Genomic DNA, 19,615 nt, shown 5'->3' on the forward strand with positions numbered 1-19,615 from the left:
GAAAATTAGCGGGAGGCTTCGGCTGCCCGCGTGGAAGCCAGGCGCTGGCGGCGCTCCAGGCGGTTGTAGACAACCCCGGTGAGCAACAGCCCGAACAGCATCACCACGGCCAGGAAATACAGCCCCGACGACAGCTGCCCGGTATGCTCCTTGAGCGCGCCAATACCGAACGGGCCCAGGTAGCCGCCGAGGTTGCCGATCGAGTTGATCAAGGCGATGCCGGCTGCGGCGCTGGCACCGGAGAAGAACCGGCCCGGCAAGGTCCAGAAGATGGCGGTGCAGGAGAACAACGCGAATGCCACCAGGCACAGCGCTGCCAGCTGCATGACCGGCACGCTAAGCCAGGCACTGAAGAACAGGCCGATCGCACCCAGGGCATACAGCAGGCCGAGGTGGCCATAGCGGTCGTTCAGGCGGTCGGAGCTGCGCGGCACGATCAGCAGGCCGATGATGCCGAACAGGTAAGGCACGGCCGAAACGAAACCGGTGACCAGGTCACTGCCGCCAAACTGGTGGATCAGCGTCGGCAGCCAAAGGCCCAGGCCGTAGATGCTCAGAGTCACCGGCAGGTAGAACAGCGCCAGCAACAGCACCCGGCTGTCCTTCAGGGCATGCAACGGATTGCCATGGCGAGTCTGGCCGAACTCGCGCAGGTCATTGGCCAGCTGTTCCTGCAGCCAGCTGCGCTGTTCGTCGCTGAGCCAGCGCACCTTGGCCGGGCTGTCTGGCAGCAGGCGCAGGGTCGGCCAGGCCAGCAGCACCGCGGGGGTACCGATGCAGATGAACAGCCATTGCCAGCCATGCAGGCCGTAGATGCCATCGAGTCCCAGCAGCGCGCCCGAGAGCGGCCCGGTGATCAGCATCGCCAGCGGCTGGGAGAGGATGAAGAAGCCGAGGATCTTGCCGCGATGGCGCACCGGGTACCACTGGGTGATGTAGTACAGCACGCCCGGAAAGAAGCCCGCCTCGGCCGCCCCCAGCAGAAAGCGCATCACGTAGAAACCGCTGGGCCCGGTAACGAAGGCCATGCCGACGGTGATCGCGCCCCAGGTGACCAGGATGCGGGCGAACCAGCGGCGCGCGCCAAAGCGGTCGAGCAACAGGTTGCTCGGCACCTCGAACAGGAAGTAACCAATAAAGAAGAGCCCGGCGCCAAGGCCGTAGGCCGCGTCACCCAGGCCGATGTCGGCGCCCATGTGCAGCTTGGCGAAGCCCACCGCGGAACGGTCGACATAGGCCACCAGGTAAAGCAGTACCAGAAAAGGGATGAGTTTCAGTGTGATCAGGCGGACGAGCCGCTGCTCCTGAATCATGGCGATGTCTCCAATTGTTCTTGTAATGGGTACAGCACCTGGTCGGGGACTTTTTGGCAGACCTCTGACCTGGGTGAATGATCTTATAGTATTACTAATTGAGCCAACAAGCCTTCACAGAGACCATTTTTATCAGTACAGTCGATCTCACAACGACAAATAGTAATACTAATTAGGTGTTCCCATGTCTGATAGCAAACGCCCACTGCGCTCCGCCCAATGGTTCGGCACCGCCGACAAGAACGGCTTCATGTACCGCAGCTGGATGAAGAACCAGGGTATTCCGGACCACGAATTCCAGGGCAAGCCGATCATCGGCATCTGCAACACCTGGTCGGAGCTGACCCCGTGCAACGCGCACTTCCGCAAGATTGCCGAACATGTCAAAAAGGGCGTGCTGGAGGCTGGCGGCTTCCCGGTGGAGTTCCCGGTGTTCTCCAGCGGCGAGTCCAACCTGCGCCCCACCGCCATGCTCACCCGCAACCTGGCGAGCATGGATGTGGAGGAAGCGATCCGTGGCAACCCGGTGGACGCCGTGGTGCTGCTGACCGGCTGCGACAAGACCACCCCGGCGCTGCTGATGGGCGCGGCGAGCTGTGACGTGCCGGCGATCGTGGTTACCGGCGGGCCGATGCTGAACGGCAAGCACAAAGGCAAGGACATTGGCGCCGGCACCATCGTCTGGCAGATGCACGAGGCCTACAAGGCCGGCCAGATCGACCTCAACGAGTTCCTCTCGGCCGAGGCCGGCATGTCGCGCTCGGCAGGCACCTGCAACACCATGGGCACCGCCTCGACCATGGCCTGCATGGCCGAAGCGCTGGGCACCTCGCTGCCGCACAACGCCGCCATTCCGGCGGTGGATGCACGCCGTTACGTGCTGGCCCACCTGTCGGGCATGCGCATTGTCGACATGGTGCGCGAAGACCTGCGCCTGTCGAAAATCCTCACCCGCGAAGCCTTCGAGAACGCCATCCGCGTCAACGCCGCCATCGGTGGCTCGACCAACGCGGTGATTCACCTGAAGGCCATTGCCGGACGCATCGGCGTGGACCTGCAGCTGGAAGACTGGACCCGCATCGGCCGCGGTACGCCAACCCTGGTCGACCTGCAGCCTTCGGGCCGTTTCCTGATGGAGGAGTTCTACTACGCCGGCGGCCTGCCTGCGGTCATCCGCCGCCTGGGCGAACACGGCCTGCTGCCCAACCCTGCCGCGCTGACGGCCAACGGCAAGAGCCTGTGGGACAACTGCCAGGCCGCACCGCTGTACGACGAAGAGGTGATCCGCCCGATCGACAAGCCGCTGGTGGCCGATGGCGGCATCTGCATCCTGCGCGGCAACCTGGCGCCCAAGGGCGCCGTGCTCAAGCCCTCGGCCGCCACCCCGGCGCTGATGCAGCATCGTGGCCGCGCCGTGGTGTTCGAGAACTTCGACGACTACAAGGCACGCATCAACGACCCCGAGCTGGATGTGGATGCCAGTTCCGTGCTGGTGATGAAGCACTGCGGGCCCAAGGGCTACCCGGGCATGGCCGAGGTCGGCAACATGGGCCTGCCGGCCAAGCTGCTGGCCCAGGGCGTGACCGACATGGTGCGTATTTCCGATGCCCGCATGAGCGGCACCGCCTACGGCACCGTGGTGCTGCACGTGGCGCCGGAAGCTGCAGCTGGCGGGCCGTTGGCTGCCGTGCGCGAAGGTGACTGGATCGAACTGGATTGCAAGGAAGGCCGGCTGCACCTGGACATTACCGACGAGGAACTGGCCGGCCGCCTGGCCGACCTGCAAGCCCCGCCGCAGTTGATCAGCGGTGGTTACGCCAAGCTGTATTTGGACCACGTCATGCAGGCCGATGAGGGTTGTGACTTCGACTTCCTGGTCGGATGCCGCGGGGCGGCGGTGCCCAAGCACTCGCACTAAGGCCTGAAGCCTGTCGTTTAGCGTCATTGGGGCTGCTGCGCAGCCCATCGCCGGCAAGCCGGGCTCCCACAGGGACCGCGAAACTCTTGGGGTCTGCGCCGTATCTGGGGGAGCCCGACTTGCCGGCGATGGGCCGCAAAGCGGCATCAAATTGCTTGACTGACTGGCATCAGGGCATGCCCGCGAACACCGGCGCAGCCGGTGCCATGCACCGCGTCGCCTGCTTCGCGGGCATACCCGCTCCCACAGGTACAGCGCCGACCCGCAGAGCAGCGCAATACCTGTAGGAGCGGCTTTAGCCGCGAACACCGGCGCAGCCGGTGCCATGCACCGCGTCGCCTGCTTCGCGGGCATGCCCGCTCCCACAGGTACTGCGCCGACCCGCAGAGCAGCGCAATACCTGTAGGAGCGGCTTTAGCCGCGAACACCGGCGCAGCCGGTGCCATGCACCGCGTAGACGCGCTAATGCTATGATGCTGCCCCCGCCCGAAGGATCCGCCCCGCCCCACATGAACTACCGCCAACCCACCACGCGCAAGAGCATGCACGCCACCCTGGTCCAGGACCTTGGCGTACAGATCGTATCCGGCCAACTCGCACCCGGGCAGAAGCTGCCTTCCGAGGCCAGCCTGTGCGAAGCCTACGCGATCAGCCGGCCGGTGTTCCGCGAGGCGATGCGCGCCCTTACCGCCAAGGGCCTGATCGAGGCCCGCCCGCGGGTGGGTACCCTGGTGCGGCCGCGCCATGACTGGCACATGCTCGACCCGGACGTACTGCACTGGCTGATGCAGGCCACGCCGCAACAGGAATTCTTCAACATGCTGAGCAGCGTACGCTGGGTCATCGAGCCCGCGGCCGCGGCCCTGGCCGCCACCAACGCCTCCGCGGCGGATGTGGCGTCTATCGGTGAGGCCTACCAGCGCATGGAAGCCGCCCGCAACCATGAAGAGCGCCTGCAACCGGACCTGGACTTCCACGCCCGCATCGCCGACGCCACCCACAACGACCTGCTGGCCTACCTGTGCAACATGCTGTCGATGGCGCTGCGCGAGTCGGTGCGCTACTCCAACCAGCGGGCGAATTTCGACGAACTCGCCCTGCCCCGCCACAAGGCGATTCTGACCGCTATTCAGAACGGTGACGCGCTGGGCGCGCGGCATGCTTCACTGGTACAGCTTGAAGATGCCCGCGTGGCCCTGGCCAAGGTACTGGGGCAGGACCCGACGAGCTGAGGTATCGACCGGGCCTACCTCAGCCACCGGGCCCGCCGATCAGAACACCGACCAGCCGATCCGCGAACTGAGCAGTTCGAGCGCCGCCATGCCGGCCAGGGAGTTACCCGCCGCATTCAACTCCGGCGACCACACGCACACGGTAAATTGCCCCGGCACGATCGCCACAATCCCGCCCCCCACGCCACTCTTGCCCGGCAACCCCACCCGATAGGCGAAATTCCCTGCTTCGTCATACAACCCGCTGGTGGCCATGATCGAGTTCACCTGCTGGGTCTGGCGCCGGGTCAGAATCTGCTCACCACTGTGCTTGCAGAACCCATCATTGGCCAGGAAACAGAACGCCCGAGCCAGGTCCAGGCAATTCATCTGCAGCGCGCAATAGCTGAAATAGCTGCGCAGCACCGTCTCCACTTCGTTATGGAAGTTGCCGAACGACTGCATCAGGTAAGCCATGGCCGCGTTGCGCGCGCGGAACTGATACTCCGAGTCGGCAACGCGGGCATCGATCGCGATATGGGGATTGCCCGATAGCCGCCGCACGAAATCGCGCATCGACAACGTGGGTGCAGCGAAGCGCGACTGGTTGATATCGCAGATCACCAACGCACCCGCATTGATAAAGGGATTACGCGGCCGACCGCGTTCGAACTCCAGCTGCACCAGCGAGTTGAACGGCTGGCCGGAAGGCTCATGGCCAAGCCGCTGCCAAATGGCTTCCCCCGAGTGCCCAATCGCCTGCACCAGGCTGAACACCTTGGAAATACTCTGCACCGAGAACGGCACCAGCGCGTCGCCTGCGCAGTAATAGCTGCCATCGTTGCCATAGACCGCGATGCCCAGCTGGTTCGCCGGCACATCGGCCAGCGCGGGAATGTAGTCAGCCACTTTGCCCTTGCCGATCAAGGGACGTACTTCTTCGAGAATCTCGTTCAACAGCGTTTGCATGGAAGGCCCTGTATCAGTCCCCAGACGACGGCTAAGGGGTAGCATCCTTGACGAAGATCGAGCGAAAGAAATCACACTCCCGGCAAGAAATTGTCGGCCGACCGTGCATCACGCCATGGCCTATGCTGTGCTTGTTTCGACGGTATACAGCCCGCGCACCCGCCAGGTACCCAAGCCAACCAAGGAACGGAGGACCCACAATGCCAGCTTGCCCCTTGCCCGCTGACGAAACGCTGCGCCAGCGCACGCTCGACGACATGAACCTGGTCGACACGCCAGCCGAGCATTACCTGGATACCCTGGTGCGGCTCACCCAGGACCTGGCCCATGTGGACACTGTGCTTATCAGCCTGATCGACCAGGACCGGCAGTGGTTCAAGGCCCGCATAGGCCTTGAGGCAAGCGAGACGACGCGCAGTGTTTCGTTCTGCGGCTACGCCATTCTCGGCGAGGATACCCTGACGGTGCCCGACGCCCTGTGCGACGAACGCTTCGTCGACAACCCACTCGTGCTGAACGAGCCCTACATCCGCTTTTACGCCGGCCACCCCTTGCGTGCTGGCAACGGTAAAGCCATCGGTACGCTGTGCATGTTCGACCCGCGCCCGCGCGTGCTCAGCGAGGCTCAGCAAGCGAACTTCAGGGACCTGGCCACGCTCGCCGAGGGGTATCTGCAGCTGCGTACCTTGGCCCAGGTGAACCGCGATCTGCGGCTTGAAATGGATCGCGAACAACGCAAAGCCCTGCTCGACCCTTTGACACAACTGTGGAACCGCGGCGCGTTGTCGGCGTTTGAAGCACATGAACGGCGATTGGCCGAGGTGAACGGCTTACAGCTGGGTGCGGTTTATGCCGACCTGGACCACTTCAAGTCCATCAACGACAAGTACGGCCATGGCGGCGGTGACAAGGTGCTGTGCGAAACGGCCCGCCGCCTGCGCGCGGCACTGCGCCCCGATGACTTGGTGGTGCGCCATGGGGGTGAAGAGTTTGTTGCAATTTTGCAGGTGAAGGACAGCGAAGAGCTGACCCGCATTGCTGAGCGGATTCGCGAACAGGTGGGTGCCAGCCCGATGCAGTTGCCCAGTGGCCAATTGAACGTAACCCTGAGCATCGGGTGCACCCTGTTTGCCACAGGAGAAACGCTGGATGACGCGCTGGAACGCGCTGACAAGGGACTTTATGACGCCAAACAGAATGGACGAAACCGGGTTGTCTACATAGCGCCACCTCTCTGAGACGAGCACGATCCGGGCTGTGCGGCATCTCTCGCCTCTCAGCCCGCCTATTCATTGCCCCAGACCCCGCCCCGCTCGACACTCCCGCTCCGCCAAAGCTGGATTATCTGAATGCCCCAACACAGCGCTCAAACCCTGCGCGTCCCCCCCTGTGGGAGCGGGCGCGCCCGCGAACACGGGCGCAGCCCGTGCCATCCACGGTAAACCCGCTAAAAAAGCTGCAAGCCACTCATCAATAAGCAGAACCGCACACAAAAGGTCTCCACGAACAAATCCGCCCTCAAAACTGCCCACATCTCCCTGAATTAGCAGGTCCCCCTGTAGGAGCGGCTTCAGCCGCGAACACCGGCGCAGCCGGTGCCATGCCCACGCCAGATTCTTCCCCGCCCAAACGCAATACTCAGGGCCATGAGACCACAGCTACCCGCCTCCAAAACCCAAGGCCTGGCACCTTGCCCAAAGGCACCTGCCAAATCGATCAGCCATATGCAGTTCCAGGACAACTGGCCAACGCCCAAAACAACCTGCTAATCGCTCCAAGCCCCGTCACTGCATCCCTACCCCGCCAGCCCCGACCTCATCCATGAAATCCGCAAGAAACACTTCAAGCCGAGCATGGCGCTCAGCAGCCAGCCGAGCCCCTTCAGCAGTTTTAAAACCTGACGCAAGCTTGAGCAGCTTGGTATGAAAGTGCTCGACCGCATACGCCTTGTCCTGATACTCCCTCCCCCACGCCGCGGGGTTCTCGAAATCGTACAGCGCCGACCCCATTCGCCCGGAAACGTAAAAACACCGGGCGATACCCACTGCACCTATGGCGTCCAGGCGATCACTGTCCTGAAGAATCCTGGCCTCAAGGGTGAGCGGCTCGAAGCCAGCCGAGTAGCTGTGGGTTTTGACTGCATGCGCCACCTGCTCGATGCGCTGCAAGGGCCAGCCCATATCAGCGAGGATTGACGCCGCCTTTTGTGCGGACAGCGTTGACGCCTGCCCACGCAAGGGCGAGTTCTTTTCTACTGCGACACAATCATGCAGCACCGTCGCTGCAAGCAGAACTTCCAGGTCGCCGCCTTCTACGCGCTGTATCCGTTGCGCGTTGACCCATACGCGATGGATGTGGGACAGGTCGTGGGAGCCATCTGGCTGGTCAGCCGGTAGATACTTCAGCAGGTCAGTGGCGAGGAGCTGGAAAGGGGCAAAAGCTTCGATAGTCATCTTCGGTGCATTCCATGGGCTGTTACTTGGCGTCCGTTGTCAGGGGCTGGACCGTGACCTGCCTTGGTCCAGATGCGAGCGGGTCAGTTTCAAGGCTTGAGTGGCGAAAGTCCATGCTGGACCGTTGGTTGGCATTGCGACATAACTGGATACAGGGATTCGTGAGTGGAAAGCTTTTTGAGATCCACTGGCCGTTAACTGAGCAGTCGGCGTTGCATGCTGTGAAGGTGAATGGGCGAAAAATGTCAGAATTAACCCCTTCCTTGTAGGCCATTTCCCAAAGATACTCCCTGCGCCTGTTTTTCGTTGCACATGGAAATCGTGAGTCCTAGTCTCGCTCCGTCGCTGCCAATTCAGCGACCGGTTTTGACAGGCCGTCGATTGTTGTCCGTGTGCATACGCTTATGGCGGCTGTACGTGCGGGCACCCTCGTGTGCGCCGAGTGCCAACAATCTCGGTCTGTCAACCCGCGTACAGCTGCCACCCTCCCGTTTGACAGCGAGGTGGATAGCAGCTCAACCATTGTTGGAGCGTAAGCATGCTGAAGATAGTCCCAGATCCACCCCAAAATACTCTCTGCCTTGAAGACACCCTGATCCAAGCCACGGACTACGCACTATGCGCAGCGACCGTTGTGCATCAGGCAATGCTGCTGCAGCCCAAGTCACCAGCGTCGATTCTGATGATGGCCTCGATGCATGAGCTGGAGACGCTGCGAGCTTTGCTTGAGTCCGCACTGGTCCAGGTGCAGATGCCCACTGAGCCTAGGACTTTGCATTAAGGCTTCATTTATGTGTCGCCTGGGCTGCCCCTATCGCCAGCAAGCAAGGCTCCCACATGGATCTAAGCTGCCCCACATCTCGAGGCCTGTGCAGTATTTGTGGGGGCTGGCTTGCCGGCGATGAGGCCAGTCCAGGCACTAGAAGTTTCGGGGAGATTGAACAATGACCACAGAAGAAACCAAATTCACCGTCGGCAAAACCACCTTCTACCAAGGTGAAAACCAGACCCATCCGCTGTTCCGCATCGAAGCAGGCATCCCCTGCCAGAGCGCCCGCGAACAAGCCTCGGAGCTTATGGGCTACGCACGGGATATGACCCTGGACGGCTTGATGGAAGACAAACCCCAGCTGATCTGGGCTTCACATTACCTCTGCGCTTTGGCTAAGGCGCTGATGGATGATGCCGAGCTGGGCATGATGCGCTGAAGCGCCTACTCGTTACTCAGGGCCGCCTTCAGAAATCTCTGAAGGCTTTTCTCCCACCGGAACCATGCGACTAAATATCCCCGCTTCACCGCCCGACACCACAACTCAGCCACAGCAGCTATCGAGCCGGGCTATCAGTACCAGAGCGTAAACACAGGTTCAGTTCCATCGACTGAGAGCTTATAGAAGAGCCTTGGCGCAAAGGTTCCGGCAAGCCGATGTCACAAAATCCGTTTGACCTATACAGGCGCATCGCCGGCGTATCTGCGATCGTCACGCCCAAGCGTATACGTTGCTCCCCTCGACCTTCAGCCCAAGCAATAGCTCTTGCCAGCAGAGCCCGACCGGCTCCAACACCACGCGAGACAGGGTCCACCCACATCTGAAAAACCTCGACGACACCTGGCTCAGCTTCTGATGATTTGCACCAAACCAAGCCACAAGGCGGCATGCTGAAAAGCCAAAAAAGCCTGTGCGCTGGTGGAGGTTGCTACAGCGGAGACACGGGCTTCCCAATTATCGTCGCTTCGAGTTGCCTCACGCTCGTAGGTACTTGCGAACGCATCCGGTGACTCTCGCAGTGCCCGCAAACGCAGACTCCGATAAAGCCGCAATTCATGTGCGGCTATGGGGCGAACAAACACGATGGCACCTCCAATTGATTTCCTACCGTCAGGCAGGGAGCGGACTTGTAGAGGCTACGCGCCTCTTGCTTTCTAGCAATCCCTTCTCCCTACCGTAGCCCATCCGTTCTGGCTCAAGCCCGCCCGCACACCTTTCCAACGATTCTCAAAGTCCTAAGCCAATGCGACACAACGAGAACAGCGATTCTTCATGCGTTGTAGGAAATTTCCTTCCACGCCGTAGGAACTCACGCTAGAGTCGCCAGCGACAGACCAGCACTTAGGACGCGAGATGCAATTTTTTTGGGTAAACCTGGGCGCAACTCATAAGGAAGCCAAAAACGGTCAATTTTTATGGGCTCCTCGTAGTTCACGATCCAAGCATGGAAAGGAGCAATTCCGAACTCACTGGGATAACGTCGCCAAAGTCCAAACCGGAGATTTGATTTTCTGTTATCACGACAACTACATCCGGGGTATTGCGACAGCTCGGGGCAAATCCTACATCGCTGAACGCCCTCCTCGGCAGTCATTTAAGGAATGGCAGAACGAAGGGCATCGCGTAGATATTAGCTACAACGAGTTAAAGCGCCCGATGCGCAGTGATGATATTGCTGAAATCTACATGGCACGATTCGACACTCGTACTGAACCTCGACTCTTCAACAGTGCGAGCGGTATAAACCAGATCTACATGGCTTCACTGCCCGCCGATGCCGGCCAATTCCTGCTAGAACAAGCTGGAATTTTTATCGACTATGAGGACCGCATAATTGATGCCGGCTCGCCTCAAAAGATAAGCAGTACAACCAGAACGGCACTGATCGAAGCCAGGGTTGGTCAAGGGGCATTCCGTTCTGGATTGCTAAGTCGCTGGAATAGCAAGTGCGCTCTCACTGGACTGCAAAATCCAAGTCTGTTGGTTGCCTCTCATATCCACGCATGGAGCCTAGCCGATAACGCCGAACGTTTAGATATAGACAACGGCCTGCTTCTGGCTGCGCACATTGATCGCCTGTTTGATTCTGGCTTAATCTCATTTTCGCAAAATGGTGATGTTCTTATCAGCGATAAGCTGAAGGAACAGGAGCGCTACATTTTACGATTGGACGAATTCACAAGAATCGGCCAATTGAGCGATGGTAATCGCAGGTATCTTGCTAAGCATCGGGAACGGTTTAGCTTCAACTGAGTGAGGCTTATTAGGCGAAAGATCTCAAACGAGTATCGTAGGGGACCGCTGCCTCCCATGGGATCCGCGGCACGATAGCTGCCCCTTCCGGGTATTGCGTGGTACAAGCGTCTCGCGCAAAGCTAGTCACACAGCCAACAAAAAAACTCAATCGTCAATGAGGCCGGGCGGCAAATCAGCTATGAGCTGGGGCACGGTCGGATTGATGTGGTCGCGGCCTACATTGGGGGGCGGACATGAGAAAGCCATTTGATATGGAGTTGTTCCTGGCTGGCGTGCTGACCGGATCTCACGCCAGCCGCCAACGCCATGTGCGACAGGCGAAAACCATCCAGGCTGAGATCGCAGAGCGCTGGCAGCGCAGGAGCCTTGGACTCGGCAGAAAAAGCACGTGGCTTGGTTTCTTGAGCAAAGACTAAATCGACGAAGCGATGCAACACGCTATTACTATCTGCTGACCGTGCGGCTGCTCGCTCGTCGTTTACAAAAAACATGGGTTTTCAATCTATGAGTAAGACCGGCTGCTATCCACTCATAGCCACCGTTCGGCGCTGACAGCAGTCGGCCATTAGCTGCCCTTACTGAACGGCAACTTTGATTTGGGAGCAAACGCTAGGGGGCATTCAAAGACTTGTGCTCCCGGCTTTACGGGAATTGTGCCAGCGGTGACAGGTATGGCTTGATGTGAGCCTTACAAGGGAATATCGTCTAGCTGCGCTATCAGCTGCGAGTTACACCATTTCCAACAATCGAGGCAGGGATTTCTCGCTATGAACCACTCCCAAACAACGCTGTTGAAACTAGCCCGTGATCGACAACTTCCTCATCCAGCTATGCTAGAGAAGTTTAATATTTCCAGCTGGCTTCAAGCCTATGAGTGGACTAGGGGCGAGCGAACCGAGGAGCGCGGTTTTCTCAATGGTGTTAGCTGGCTCAATGAGCATTTCCAGCGCGTACAAAATACTCGTCAGCAATTCACTTTCAGCCGAGAAACTCCGCTAAGCGCGAACGAACTTATCCAAGCACACTTGGGTGCCGCCAATCACGCATTCTACCGGATTTCCGAGGAACAGATGGCGCTCATGACGGGACAGCCCGACGCGGCGATGGAACAGTATCTTGACCTTAAGTCCACCCTTACTAATGGCGGCGTTGAGGTTGATCCTAATACTTTGAACGCGTTTCGGCTCGATAGCTTATGCGGGCCTTTCTGGGAGCTATTAATAAAGTATAGAGATGACATAGACCGGGTCTTTCCTGAAGCTCGTCCTCATCAACTGGACAAATTCATATTCTTTGAGAACGAAACCTCAATGGCCCAGATTTTTCATAGCTTCTCGCGAATCTGGCAGGATTTGCTCTACGGCGAGGTCAGATTTTTCCCGCATCCAAATGGAGTGGTACTAGCCTCCACCACACCTGACCCACATTTGATCAAGGCCGTCTCCAAATATCGTCGGGATCACCATAACGCCACCAATGCAATGCATATCGTCCGCGATTGGAAAAGCCGGCGCTTGATTGCTGAGTCATTGTTATACGAAGGTCAATACCTGCATTACCAAAGCTCGGGTAACGTATTATCCTGCATTCGATGGCAGGATCTATCGGATGAGGCGCAGATGTCGGCTTTCTATCATCGAGCCGCACCGCACTACATGGTCGACGAGCACCTGCATCCCTTGCTGGACTCAGCATCCGGCAATACCAAGGATAAGGCAATCCGCAATGTTTTGAAGGTGTGGTTTCACTTAGCGATTCTTTCAATTCAGATTAAAGAGACGGCTTTATCCAAGCCATCGCCAAGGCAGTGGGACGAGCTGCTGGACTTTGCCCCAAGAATTCGGCTGGACGATTTGATTGATAACCTAGTGCGTTGCACAAAGATGACTCCAGAAGACGTAACGATCGTTATCGAAATGCTCTCCTACGACGCCCGCAGCATCCAAAACGACCTTTGGAGCCAACCCTTGCTGGTTCTTGATGAGCATGTATGTTTCCCAGTGAGCGCCCTGCTGACTGCTAGTATTGGGCGAAATTTCGACACTTGGCTGCAGCGGATAGACCCCAATTCTAAACGACGTGGCAAGTTATTCGAGCTAGACACGTTAAAAGTTATGCAAGAGTGCCGATCAAACAACCCAGTACTGGCTGAGCACCTCTACTGGACCGCCGCATTGAAATTCAAATACGCGCCAAAAAAATTTGAAGAAATTGATCTGACATTTGCCCTAGGCAATTTGATAGTAATCGCTGAACTCAGAAGCCGGCGCACACCGATCACTCCGCTGGATTATCACAACGAGATCTTCGACAACAATGGAATAGAATACAAAACTACTCAAGCCAGCCGAAAAGCAGAGCGAGTCCGCGAAAATCTACAAGAATTCTGCGCAGTGCACTACCCATCACTCATAGGCCGCAATGACATTACGGTTATGCCCTTAGTGATCATAAACGGTCAGTTTCATGCAGGGTATCCCCGCAACGGTGTGCCTGTGCTGGACCCCCACCTGCTCAAACACTTCCTCAAAGACGCGCAAGCGAGATTCTACGGGAACATAGATGAAACCACGGGCCACATGTATAGCATCCCCCTGTATAACTCTCTGGACGAGGCGGTCCGAGTGTTTCCTCAATATGCTAGCTGCCCAACATTGATCAGTCTCTACAACGCACTGACCACGCAGGTTTCCGCAAAATACGAGGTTCCCGGCAAAGATCTCCCCCCCATTTTCACCAACACCTTAGAAATTTCTAAAGTAACATCTGAGCGCTACATGCAGATCTTGGAGAAAATCGCCAAAGGCAATCTTCGCAAAAACTTCTGACTCCTACTTATAGACTATTACCAAAGGGAGCCTAGGAGGTGCGGATCAAAGCATGACATCAGCGGAATCAGCTGCAATTCCGCTGATGCAAGTCAATCAAGGGCTTACAATGACCTTGATGTCCGAGCCCGAGATGCTCTTGATGTATGAGTAGCTCGTTCCCAAGACGGCCAGTTGCTCCTTCGATACCTTCTTCGCTGATATCGCAGGCTGCACGATCACAAACTTGAAGATCAGCTCATGGTCGTGGCATTTGTTGCGCAGGATCTCTAGCTGCTGAGGCGTGCCTTTCAGGATTCTGTCGAAGTCCTTCAGCAGTCCTTGCTGGTAGCGATCCATTAGCCGGTTGAAGAACTTGTCGCCGGTGTAAAGCCATTTCACCGACCTGGATGCCTGACCGCATACTTCATAGACATCGGCGACGCGCGCACCAGGCGCAGCCACGCCATCCGTCATAGGACAGAATTTGCAGTGGTACAGGTCGACGTAAATGGCATCCTGGTTTTCCCGAATTGCCACCAGGTCAGCGATTTCGCCTTTGCCGTCATCGTTGAACACTATTGAATAATCGTCAGCGATCTTGTCGAAAGTGAACCCTTGTACTGAATCCTTGCGTCGTTCCGCACGCATGGACTCCTGATGGATTTTCGTCGTTCCCCAATCCCAGGCTTCGAGCAAACCGGCAGGTAGTTTTACATCCATGCTGTTGAGTGAGTATTGACGGTAGTTCCCCTGCACCATGGATCCGTCGACCTTGAGAAGTACCAGCGGCTCTCCATCCAGATAAGAATCCAGTGGCATTTCGTGGGGATAAAGGATCTTCACACCTGGGCAGGAGGTCTTGTACCCATCTTCCAACAATTTGATGGCGATGGTGGTCAGCCGGCGCTCCTCACCCTCGTTACCCACAACAATGACGGGGATCTCCAGCGTCCGTGCATCAATGTACTCAGGCTTACCAAGCTCGACATCGAGCAGGTTGAAAGTCTCTCCCTGAAAATACAGCGAGATCCTTTGCTCGTTTTCGATCGCGATCGACACAGGCCAGTCGGCGTAGAACAGCCCCTCTGGCCATTTGCCCTTGATTTGGTCGGCACGCATGACATTTTTGAGGACGTCACCAGGGTCAATGGTGTTGTCGTTGAGTTTGACCGCCATTCGCTTGCACCACTCGACCCAGTAGTTTATCGGAGAGGAGTTCATCTCCCAGATCTTGCCCTTGTGCGAGCAGCCTACGGTGGTTCGTTCTCCATCCTCAAAACCAGTGGCGAAGATGTTCGACTTTGTCGCATTGCCTTTCTCGATATCGCTGATCACTTGGTTGATGTCGCGCCCCACATGCATCGTAAACCGCAGGTCTTTCCGGGCGCGGGACAGGCCAACGTTCTGAAGCTTCATCAGCTTGATGTCGTGGAGCGTCCGGAACGCCGGCTCACCATTGATGCGACGGGAGTCTTTGGCCACCAGGTTCAGGAAGCGAGTTGCCTGAGTGTCGTCACCCGAGGTGTGAATGAAGAGGGTTTTCTGCGCTTTGTCATAGAACGCGATGTAAAGATTCCAGTTGGTATCGACGATTTCTTCGGTCTGAGCCCAGCCAACTAATGTCTCTCGCCGGGTTACCGCAATAACGGTATCGGCTTGCTCATTGATCGAGAAGTACTGCAGTATCTCTCTACGCCCGTCCAGACTCTGCGCCCGCTGCGGTGTCCAGTCTTTGGCAGAGACGTGATACGCCACGGCGCTGATTTTGGGGTTCGGGTTGAGCCCAAAGATCACCTGGGCATCGTCACCCTCAGCGAACTGTTCGTTGAAGTCCGCCTTCTCAATTTCCCGGCTGACCTTTTTCTCACTTACATTGCGAATGACTGCCCCCCAGTCAGCACTCTCCTTATAGAGGTCAGCCATCTGATGGTCGGTCTTCTGGTTAGCGATGTTCGCCACGAACTTGGCATCGCCTAGGGCCGCATCAACCCGTGTCAGCCGGCCAATGAACTGGAGCGTCACTGCAGGGCTTTGGTGTTGGTCATGAATGGCAGCAATTTTGAGCTCGGGCAGATCGAAGCCCTCACCAAGCATATCGACGCACACGATGATCCGGTGCTTCTTCTTGATAATTTCAGCCATCACCCTAGCCTGATTCGGCACATTGCTATGAATCAGTACCGGCGTGAGGTCGGGGTGCTGCTTGTATATCTCAAACAGGTCCGACGCCCGCTTATGCGACTTTGCCCGCACCATCATCAGATGGTTATACCCAGCCTTGAGGTCAGCCCTGAGCAGCTCAACAGCCTTGTCTGCGATGGCCTGATCGGCCAGCTTGAGGTTATATTCTCGTACCGGATGGAACTCGATACCTTTGAAATAGCCGTCAAGCTGCGCATCCCGGAGCGGGTAGTTGTAGATAATCTTGCCAGCTAGAGCCAGACCATCCTCCCGGAATGGCGTTGCAGTGAACTGAATACATGGTTTACCCATGAAGGCGGTTTTGATCCGGTTCCAGCTGGCAGCAGCGACATGATGAGCCTCGTCGATCATCAGGTGGCTGCACATGTTGACCAACGCCTCCAAGGCGGCCTCTTTGAATAACAACAGAGCCTGGGGAGTGGCCACAATGATGTTGGCGCTAGCCAAATCAGCAACCTGGTCCTCTGACAGCTTTGAATCGATGGCTGCAACAATGGGGTTGCGCGCCGTATCCGATACTGCACCCACGGAGCGGAGCGTCTTCATCTCCGTACACTTGCCCACCAACTGCGTTCTTAGGGCATCCGAGGGAACCAAGATCAAGGTCCTGGGCATCCTCGCAGCGATGATCAGCGCGAGCATAGTGTCGGTCTTCCCTGTACCGGTCGGCATGACCACTGTGGCCGTCGAAGAGGGATCAACCACCAGATGTCCCAAGGTGGCATAGAGCGCAGCCAATTGCGGTTTGCGCAGCCCGGGTACGTTCGTCTTGGGATCGTCGAGACTGAATTTGAAGAGATGGTTTTGCCAGCTCTGGTACACATCCAAATGCGTTATGACTACGTCGTCCATGGTGATTACCTGATGGCAGAAGAGACGTCTCAGGAAAGAGGTGGCGATATAGTAGCACGCCCATTATTGCCTGAACGGCCTTAACCAATTAGACAAAAGGACAAACCCGTCGAGGCCCGCACAGGTTTGACGAATTGTCGTGCTCGCTTTTGGCCAAATGCTGAGCACTGGCATCAATCCGACCAGTTGCCGACAGGTGAGGCTAAACACAAAAAACTGCGAAAGCGGTAAAAACCCTTACAATCCAAGGCCGGATTTCCTACACATTGTCCCCATCGTTGCCAAAGAGATAGCCCGTGAGTGACTCAGAAAGCGCATCCGCGCCACTGGTTGACGTAGTGAAGCTTGCCGCATCCCTCCAACGGTTCGCAGATGATCGCGACTGGCAGCAGTTCCATTCCCCCAAAAATCTCATCCTGGCGCTCACTGGTGAGGTAGGAGAACTGTGCGAGATTTTCCAATGGATGAGCGATGCCGATTCGCTCTCTGTAGCTAAAGATCCTGAAATCGGTCTGGCCGTAAAGGACGAACTGGCGGACGTACTGATGTACCTGGTTCGCCTTAGCAGCGTACTTGGTATTGACCTCAACGAAGCAGTCACGCAGAAGCTCGCCTCAAATGGCCGGAAGTATCCCGTAGATAAAGCCAGAAGCAACAGCAAAAAGTACGACCGACTCTGAACAACACGCATTTAAGGACAACCCGTGATCGTTTACGCTGCGACCAAACAGCAATTTCTTAAAGACAACGATAACGATGACATTGAGGAGGTGATCCTCAGGCATTACAAGGAAGCTACTGGCAAGAACGTTGGCTCCTCAGAAATCAGGTCGTGGCAAGGATCCCTGACTTACATGGCCAAGGTCCTTAGAGATGAGGGCCTGCCGAGCGATGCAGGCCTGGCCATTGAATTGCACATTCCGCAGTCGTCGAAGCGAATCGACTTTCTACTCACCGGACGCGACGAAAACCAGGCAAAAAAGGCCGTGCTGATCGAGCTTAAGCAATGGAGTAAGGCCAATGCCACAACCAAGGATGCCATCGTCAAAACGACATTGGGTGGCGGCCTCATTGAGACCATTCACCCGTCCTACCAGGTGTGGTCATATGCAGCGCTGTTGGAAGGCTTCAACGAGGCGGTGTATGACAAAAGCATCGAAATCCGTCCGTGCGCCTACCTCCATAACTACGTCAGCGACGGGGTCATAGATTCAGCCCAGTATGAACCCCACATCAGCAAGGCTCCTCTGTTTCTGAAAGGCCCAGAAGAGCTCAGTAAACTCAGAACCTTTCTGAAGAAGCATATAAGTCATGGCGACAACAAAGAGGTTCTTTACGAGCTGTCCGAAGGAAAAATTCGCCCATCCAAGGCGCTAGCCGAAGCCCTCAGGGGGTTGATGAAAGGCAAACCCGAGTTCGTATTGATTGACGATCAGAAAGCAATTTTTGAGTCGGCGCTGGCGGCGGCAAGCGAGGCCTCGGACCAAGCACCAAAGGTGATGATCATCGAAGGTGGGCCGGGCACCGGAAAGACTGTCCTGGCTATCAATCTGCTGGTGAAGCTCACCGAATTGAAGCTGATGAGCAAATACGTCTCCAAGAATGCTGCCCCTCGCAAGGTCTACGAAAGCAAACTGGTTGGCACCATCAAGCGCAGCCATTTCTCGAATTTCTTCTCAGGCTCTGGTGCATTCATCGACACTGAGCCCAACACATTCGATGCGCTTATCGTGGACGAAGCTCACCGGCTGAATGAGAAAAGCGGGCTTTATGGAAACCTTGGGGAAAACCAGATCAAGGAGCTGATCGACTCAGCGAAATGCTCCATTTTCTTTATTGATGAGGACCAGCGTGTAACCTTGAGCGATATCGGCAGCAAGCAGGCGATACGCGCTTTTGCAAAAGCCAAGGGTGCTGTGGTTGAAGAACACGTGCTGTCTTCGCAGTTTCGCTGCAGTGGTTCTGACGGTTACCTGGCATGGCTGGATGACACGCTAGGCATTCGCTCGACGGCAAATCCGACGCTTGAGACCCAAGAGTACGAGTTTAAGTTGTTCGACTCACCTCAGGCGATGCATGACGCAATCAACGAGAAAAACCACGGGAACAAAGCTCGTGTGGTCGCGGGCTATTGCTGGCCTTGGTTGAGCAGGAAAGACCCCGCCGCTGCTGATATCGTGATTGGTGACTACAAACGCCAATGGAACCTGGATCAGGATGGCAGCCTATGGATCATCGCTGAAAACTCCATCGAGCAGGTTGGCTGCATTCATACCTGCCAAGGTTTGGAAGTCGACTACGTCGGGGTAATTATCGGACCAGATCTGGTCGTGCGTGACGGTCAGGTAATGACATCCCCGGATGAGCGCGACAAGCACGATAAATCGATTCGCGGCTGGAAAAAAATGATGAAAGAGCAACCTACCCTCGCGAAAAGTGAAACAGACCTGATCATCAAAAATACATACCGAACCCTGATGACACGGGGGATGAAGGGTTGCTACCTGTACTGCACCGACAAAGAGACTGCGCAATACTTCGCGAGCCGGCTTAACCAACACAGCAGTCCATGAGGGTATCGTGGCCTGGGCTCTGTAATCCCGCGAAACCCAATCGTCGCCCCTCGAAAGCTGAGATTCTGTACAGTCACCCGCCATCAACGAAAAGGAACTCTGTGATGGCAAAGCGTTACGACCTGTCGGTCGAGGCCTGGAGGGTATAGTTTCCGATTTTTCATCGAAACCCATGGCCGAGGACCGCAGCGCATGAGGAACCGCCTGATGCTAAATCGCGAGCTCTGGGTACTCTACTAGGGTGCTGCCGGCGCATATCAACCCGGCAAACAGAGAGCTCAAGCTCAG

The 19,615-nt window shown here is 56.9% G+C and carries 14 protein-coding genes and 1 pseudogene; 10 read left to right on the forward strand and 5 right to left on the reverse strand.

Annotation, left to right across the window (positions count from 1 at the left end):
* Positions 1–5: 5 nt before the first annotated feature.
* On the reverse strand, positions 6–1,313 hold the full coding sequence (locus IMX18_RS13950) for an MFS transporter (RefSeq protein WP_085721295.1): 1,308 nt from the start codon (positions 1,311–1,313) through the stop codon (positions 6–8).
* Positions 1,314–1,497: 184 nt separating this feature from the next.
* On the opposite strand from IMX18_RS13950, the gene IMX18_RS13955 reads away from it, so the two are divergent.
* Both IMX18_RS13955 and IMX18_RS13960 read left to right on the forward strand, forming a co-directional pair.
* Complete coding sequence (locus IMX18_RS13955; protein WP_217191404.1) at positions 1,498–3,231, forward strand: IlvD/Edd family dehydratase; 1,734 nt, start codon at positions 1,498–1,500, stop codon at positions 3,229–3,231.
* Positions 3,232–3,740: 509 nt separating this feature from the next.
* Positions 3,741–4,463, forward strand: coding sequence for a FadR/GntR family transcriptional regulator (locus tag IMX18_RS13960; protein ID WP_217191402.1), 723 nt, complete (start codon positions 3,741–3,743; stop codon positions 4,461–4,463).
* 39 nt (positions 4,464–4,502) lie between these two features.
* Here IMX18_RS13960 and glsB read toward each other — a convergent pair whose 3' ends face one another.
* Complete coding sequence (gene glsB, locus IMX18_RS13965) at positions 4,503–5,411, reverse strand: glutaminase B (protein ID WP_015269909.1); 909 nt, start codon at positions 5,409–5,411, stop codon at positions 4,503–4,505.
* A gap of 200 nt (positions 5,412–5,611) precedes the next feature.
* Between glsB and IMX18_RS13970 the strand changes: the two genes are divergently transcribed.
* Positions 5,612–6,649: a GGDEF domain-containing protein gene (locus IMX18_RS13970; RefSeq protein ID WP_217191400.1), complete on the forward strand. Its 1,038-nt coding sequence runs from the start codon at positions 5,612–5,614 to the stop codon at positions 6,647–6,649.
* 546 nt (positions 6,650–7,195) lie between these two features.
* Here the strand turns inward: IMX18_RS13970 and IMX18_RS13975 are convergent.
* Positions 7,196–7,864 (reverse strand): HD domain-containing protein, encoded by a 669-nt coding sequence (locus IMX18_RS13975; protein ID WP_217191398.1) that lies wholly within the window; start codon positions 7,862–7,864, stop codon positions 7,196–7,198.
* Positions 7,865–8,402: 538 nt separating this feature from the next.
* Between IMX18_RS13975 and IMX18_RS28050 the strand changes: the two genes are divergently transcribed.
* Together IMX18_RS28050 and IMX18_RS13980 are read left to right on the forward strand one after the other, a co-directional pair.
* Complete coding sequence (locus tag IMX18_RS28050) at positions 8,403–8,645, forward strand: hypothetical protein (RefSeq protein ID WP_225903892.1); 243 nt, start codon at positions 8,403–8,405, stop codon at positions 8,643–8,645.
* Between the two features lie 163 nt (positions 8,646–8,808).
* Complete coding sequence (locus IMX18_RS13980) at positions 8,809–9,072, forward strand: DUF3077 domain-containing protein (protein WP_003256566.1); 264 nt, start codon at positions 8,809–8,811, stop codon at positions 9,070–9,072.
* 118 nt (positions 9,073–9,190) lie between these two features.
* Here the strand turns inward: IMX18_RS13980 and IMX18_RS28055 are convergent, their stop codons facing one another.
* Positions 9,191–9,523, reverse strand: coding sequence for a GNAT family N-acetyltransferase (locus IMX18_RS28055; RefSeq protein WP_225903893.1), 333 nt, complete (start codon positions 9,521–9,523; stop codon positions 9,191–9,193).
* A 464-nt stretch (positions 9,524–9,987) separates the two neighbouring features.
* On the opposite strand from IMX18_RS28055, the gene IMX18_RS13990 reads away from it, so the two are divergent.
* From IMX18_RS13990 to IMX18_RS14000, 3 genes and pseudogenes are all read left to right on the forward strand, one after another.
* A complete protein-coding gene (locus IMX18_RS13990; RefSeq protein ID WP_217191396.1) occupies positions 9,988–10,887 on the forward strand; it encodes an HNH endonuclease in 900 nt (299 codons plus the stop codon).
* 236 nt (positions 10,888–11,123) lie between these two features.
* Positions 11,124–11,398, forward strand: a pseudogene (locus IMX18_RS28065) (hypothetical protein).
* A 259-nt stretch (positions 11,399–11,657) separates the two neighbouring features.
* Entirely contained in the window at positions 11,658–13,718 is a 2,061-nt protein-coding gene (locus IMX18_RS14000; RefSeq protein ID WP_217191393.1) for a hypothetical protein, read from the forward strand.
* 96 nt (positions 13,719–13,814) lie between these two features.
* Here IMX18_RS14000 and IMX18_RS14005 read toward each other — a convergent pair whose 3' ends face one another.
* Positions 13,815–16,754 (reverse strand): DEAD/DEAH box helicase, encoded by a 2,940-nt coding sequence (locus IMX18_RS14005; protein ID WP_217191391.1) that lies wholly within the window; start codon positions 16,752–16,754, stop codon positions 13,815–13,817.
* Positions 16,755–17,050: 296 nt separating this feature from the next.
* Between IMX18_RS14005 and IMX18_RS14010 the strand changes: the two genes are divergently transcribed.
* Positions 17,051–17,434 carry a nucleotide pyrophosphohydrolase gene (locus IMX18_RS14010; RefSeq protein ID WP_144172333.1) on the forward strand — a complete coding sequence of 128 codons (384 nt, stop codon included), beginning with the start codon at positions 17,051–17,053 and terminating at the stop codon, positions 17,432–17,434.
* 24 nt (positions 17,435–17,458) lie between these two features.
* On the forward strand, positions 17,459–19,327 hold the full coding sequence (locus IMX18_RS14015; protein ID WP_217191388.1) for a DUF2075 domain-containing protein: 1,869 nt from the start codon (positions 17,459–17,461) through the stop codon (positions 19,325–19,327).
* The last annotated feature ends 288 nt before the right edge of the window (positions 19,328–19,615 follow it).

This window comes from Pseudomonas shirazica (assembly GCF_015168335.1).
Classification (GTDB): Bacteria; Pseudomonadota; Gammaproteobacteria; order Pseudomonadales; family Pseudomonadaceae; genus Aquipseudomonas; species Aquipseudomonas asiatica.

Excerpts from the sequence above, each read along its gene's own strand:
- IMX18_RS13950 (WP_085721295.1), bottom strand. The coding sequence starts at position 1,313 with ATGATTCAGGAGCAGCGGCTCGTCCGCCTGATCACACTGAAACTCATC.
- IMX18_RS13955 (WP_217191404.1), top strand. The coding sequence starts at position 1,498 with ATGTCTGATAGCAAACGCCCACTGCGCTCCGCCCAATGGTTCGGCACC.
- IMX18_RS13960 (WP_217191402.1), top strand. The coding sequence starts at position 3,741 with ATGAACTACCGCCAACCCACCACGCGCAAGAGCATGCACGCCACCCTG.
- glsB (WP_015269909.1), bottom strand. The coding sequence starts at position 5,411 with ATGCAAACGCTGTTGAACGAGATTCTCGAAGAAGTACGTCCCTTGATC.
- IMX18_RS13970 (WP_217191400.1), top strand. The coding sequence starts at position 5,612 with ATGCCAGCTTGCCCCTTGCCCGCTGACGAAACGCTGCGCCAGCGCACG.
- IMX18_RS13975 (WP_217191398.1), bottom strand. The coding sequence starts at position 7,864 with ATGACTATCGAAGCTTTTGCCCCTTTCCAGCTCCTCGCCACTGACCTG.
- IMX18_RS28050 (WP_225903892.1), top strand. The coding sequence starts at position 8,403 with ATGCTGAAGATAGTCCCAGATCCACCCCAAAATACTCTCTGCCTTGAA.
- IMX18_RS13980 (WP_003256566.1), top strand. The coding sequence starts at position 8,809 with ATGACCACAGAAGAAACCAAATTCACCGTCGGCAAAACCACCTTCTAC.
- IMX18_RS28055 (WP_225903893.1), bottom strand. The coding sequence starts at position 9,523 with ATGCCGCCTTGTGGCTTGGTTTGGTGCAAATCATCAGAAGCTGAGCCA.
- IMX18_RS13990 (WP_217191396.1), top strand. The coding sequence starts at position 9,988 with ATGCAATTTTTTTGGGTAAACCTGGGCGCAACTCATAAGGAAGCCAAA.
- IMX18_RS14000 (WP_217191393.1), top strand. The coding sequence starts at position 11,658 with ATGAACCACTCCCAAACAACGCTGTTGAAACTAGCCCGTGATCGACAA.
- IMX18_RS14005 (WP_217191391.1), bottom strand. The coding sequence starts at position 16,754 with ATGGACGACGTAGTCATAACGCATTTGGATGTGTACCAGAGCTGGCAA.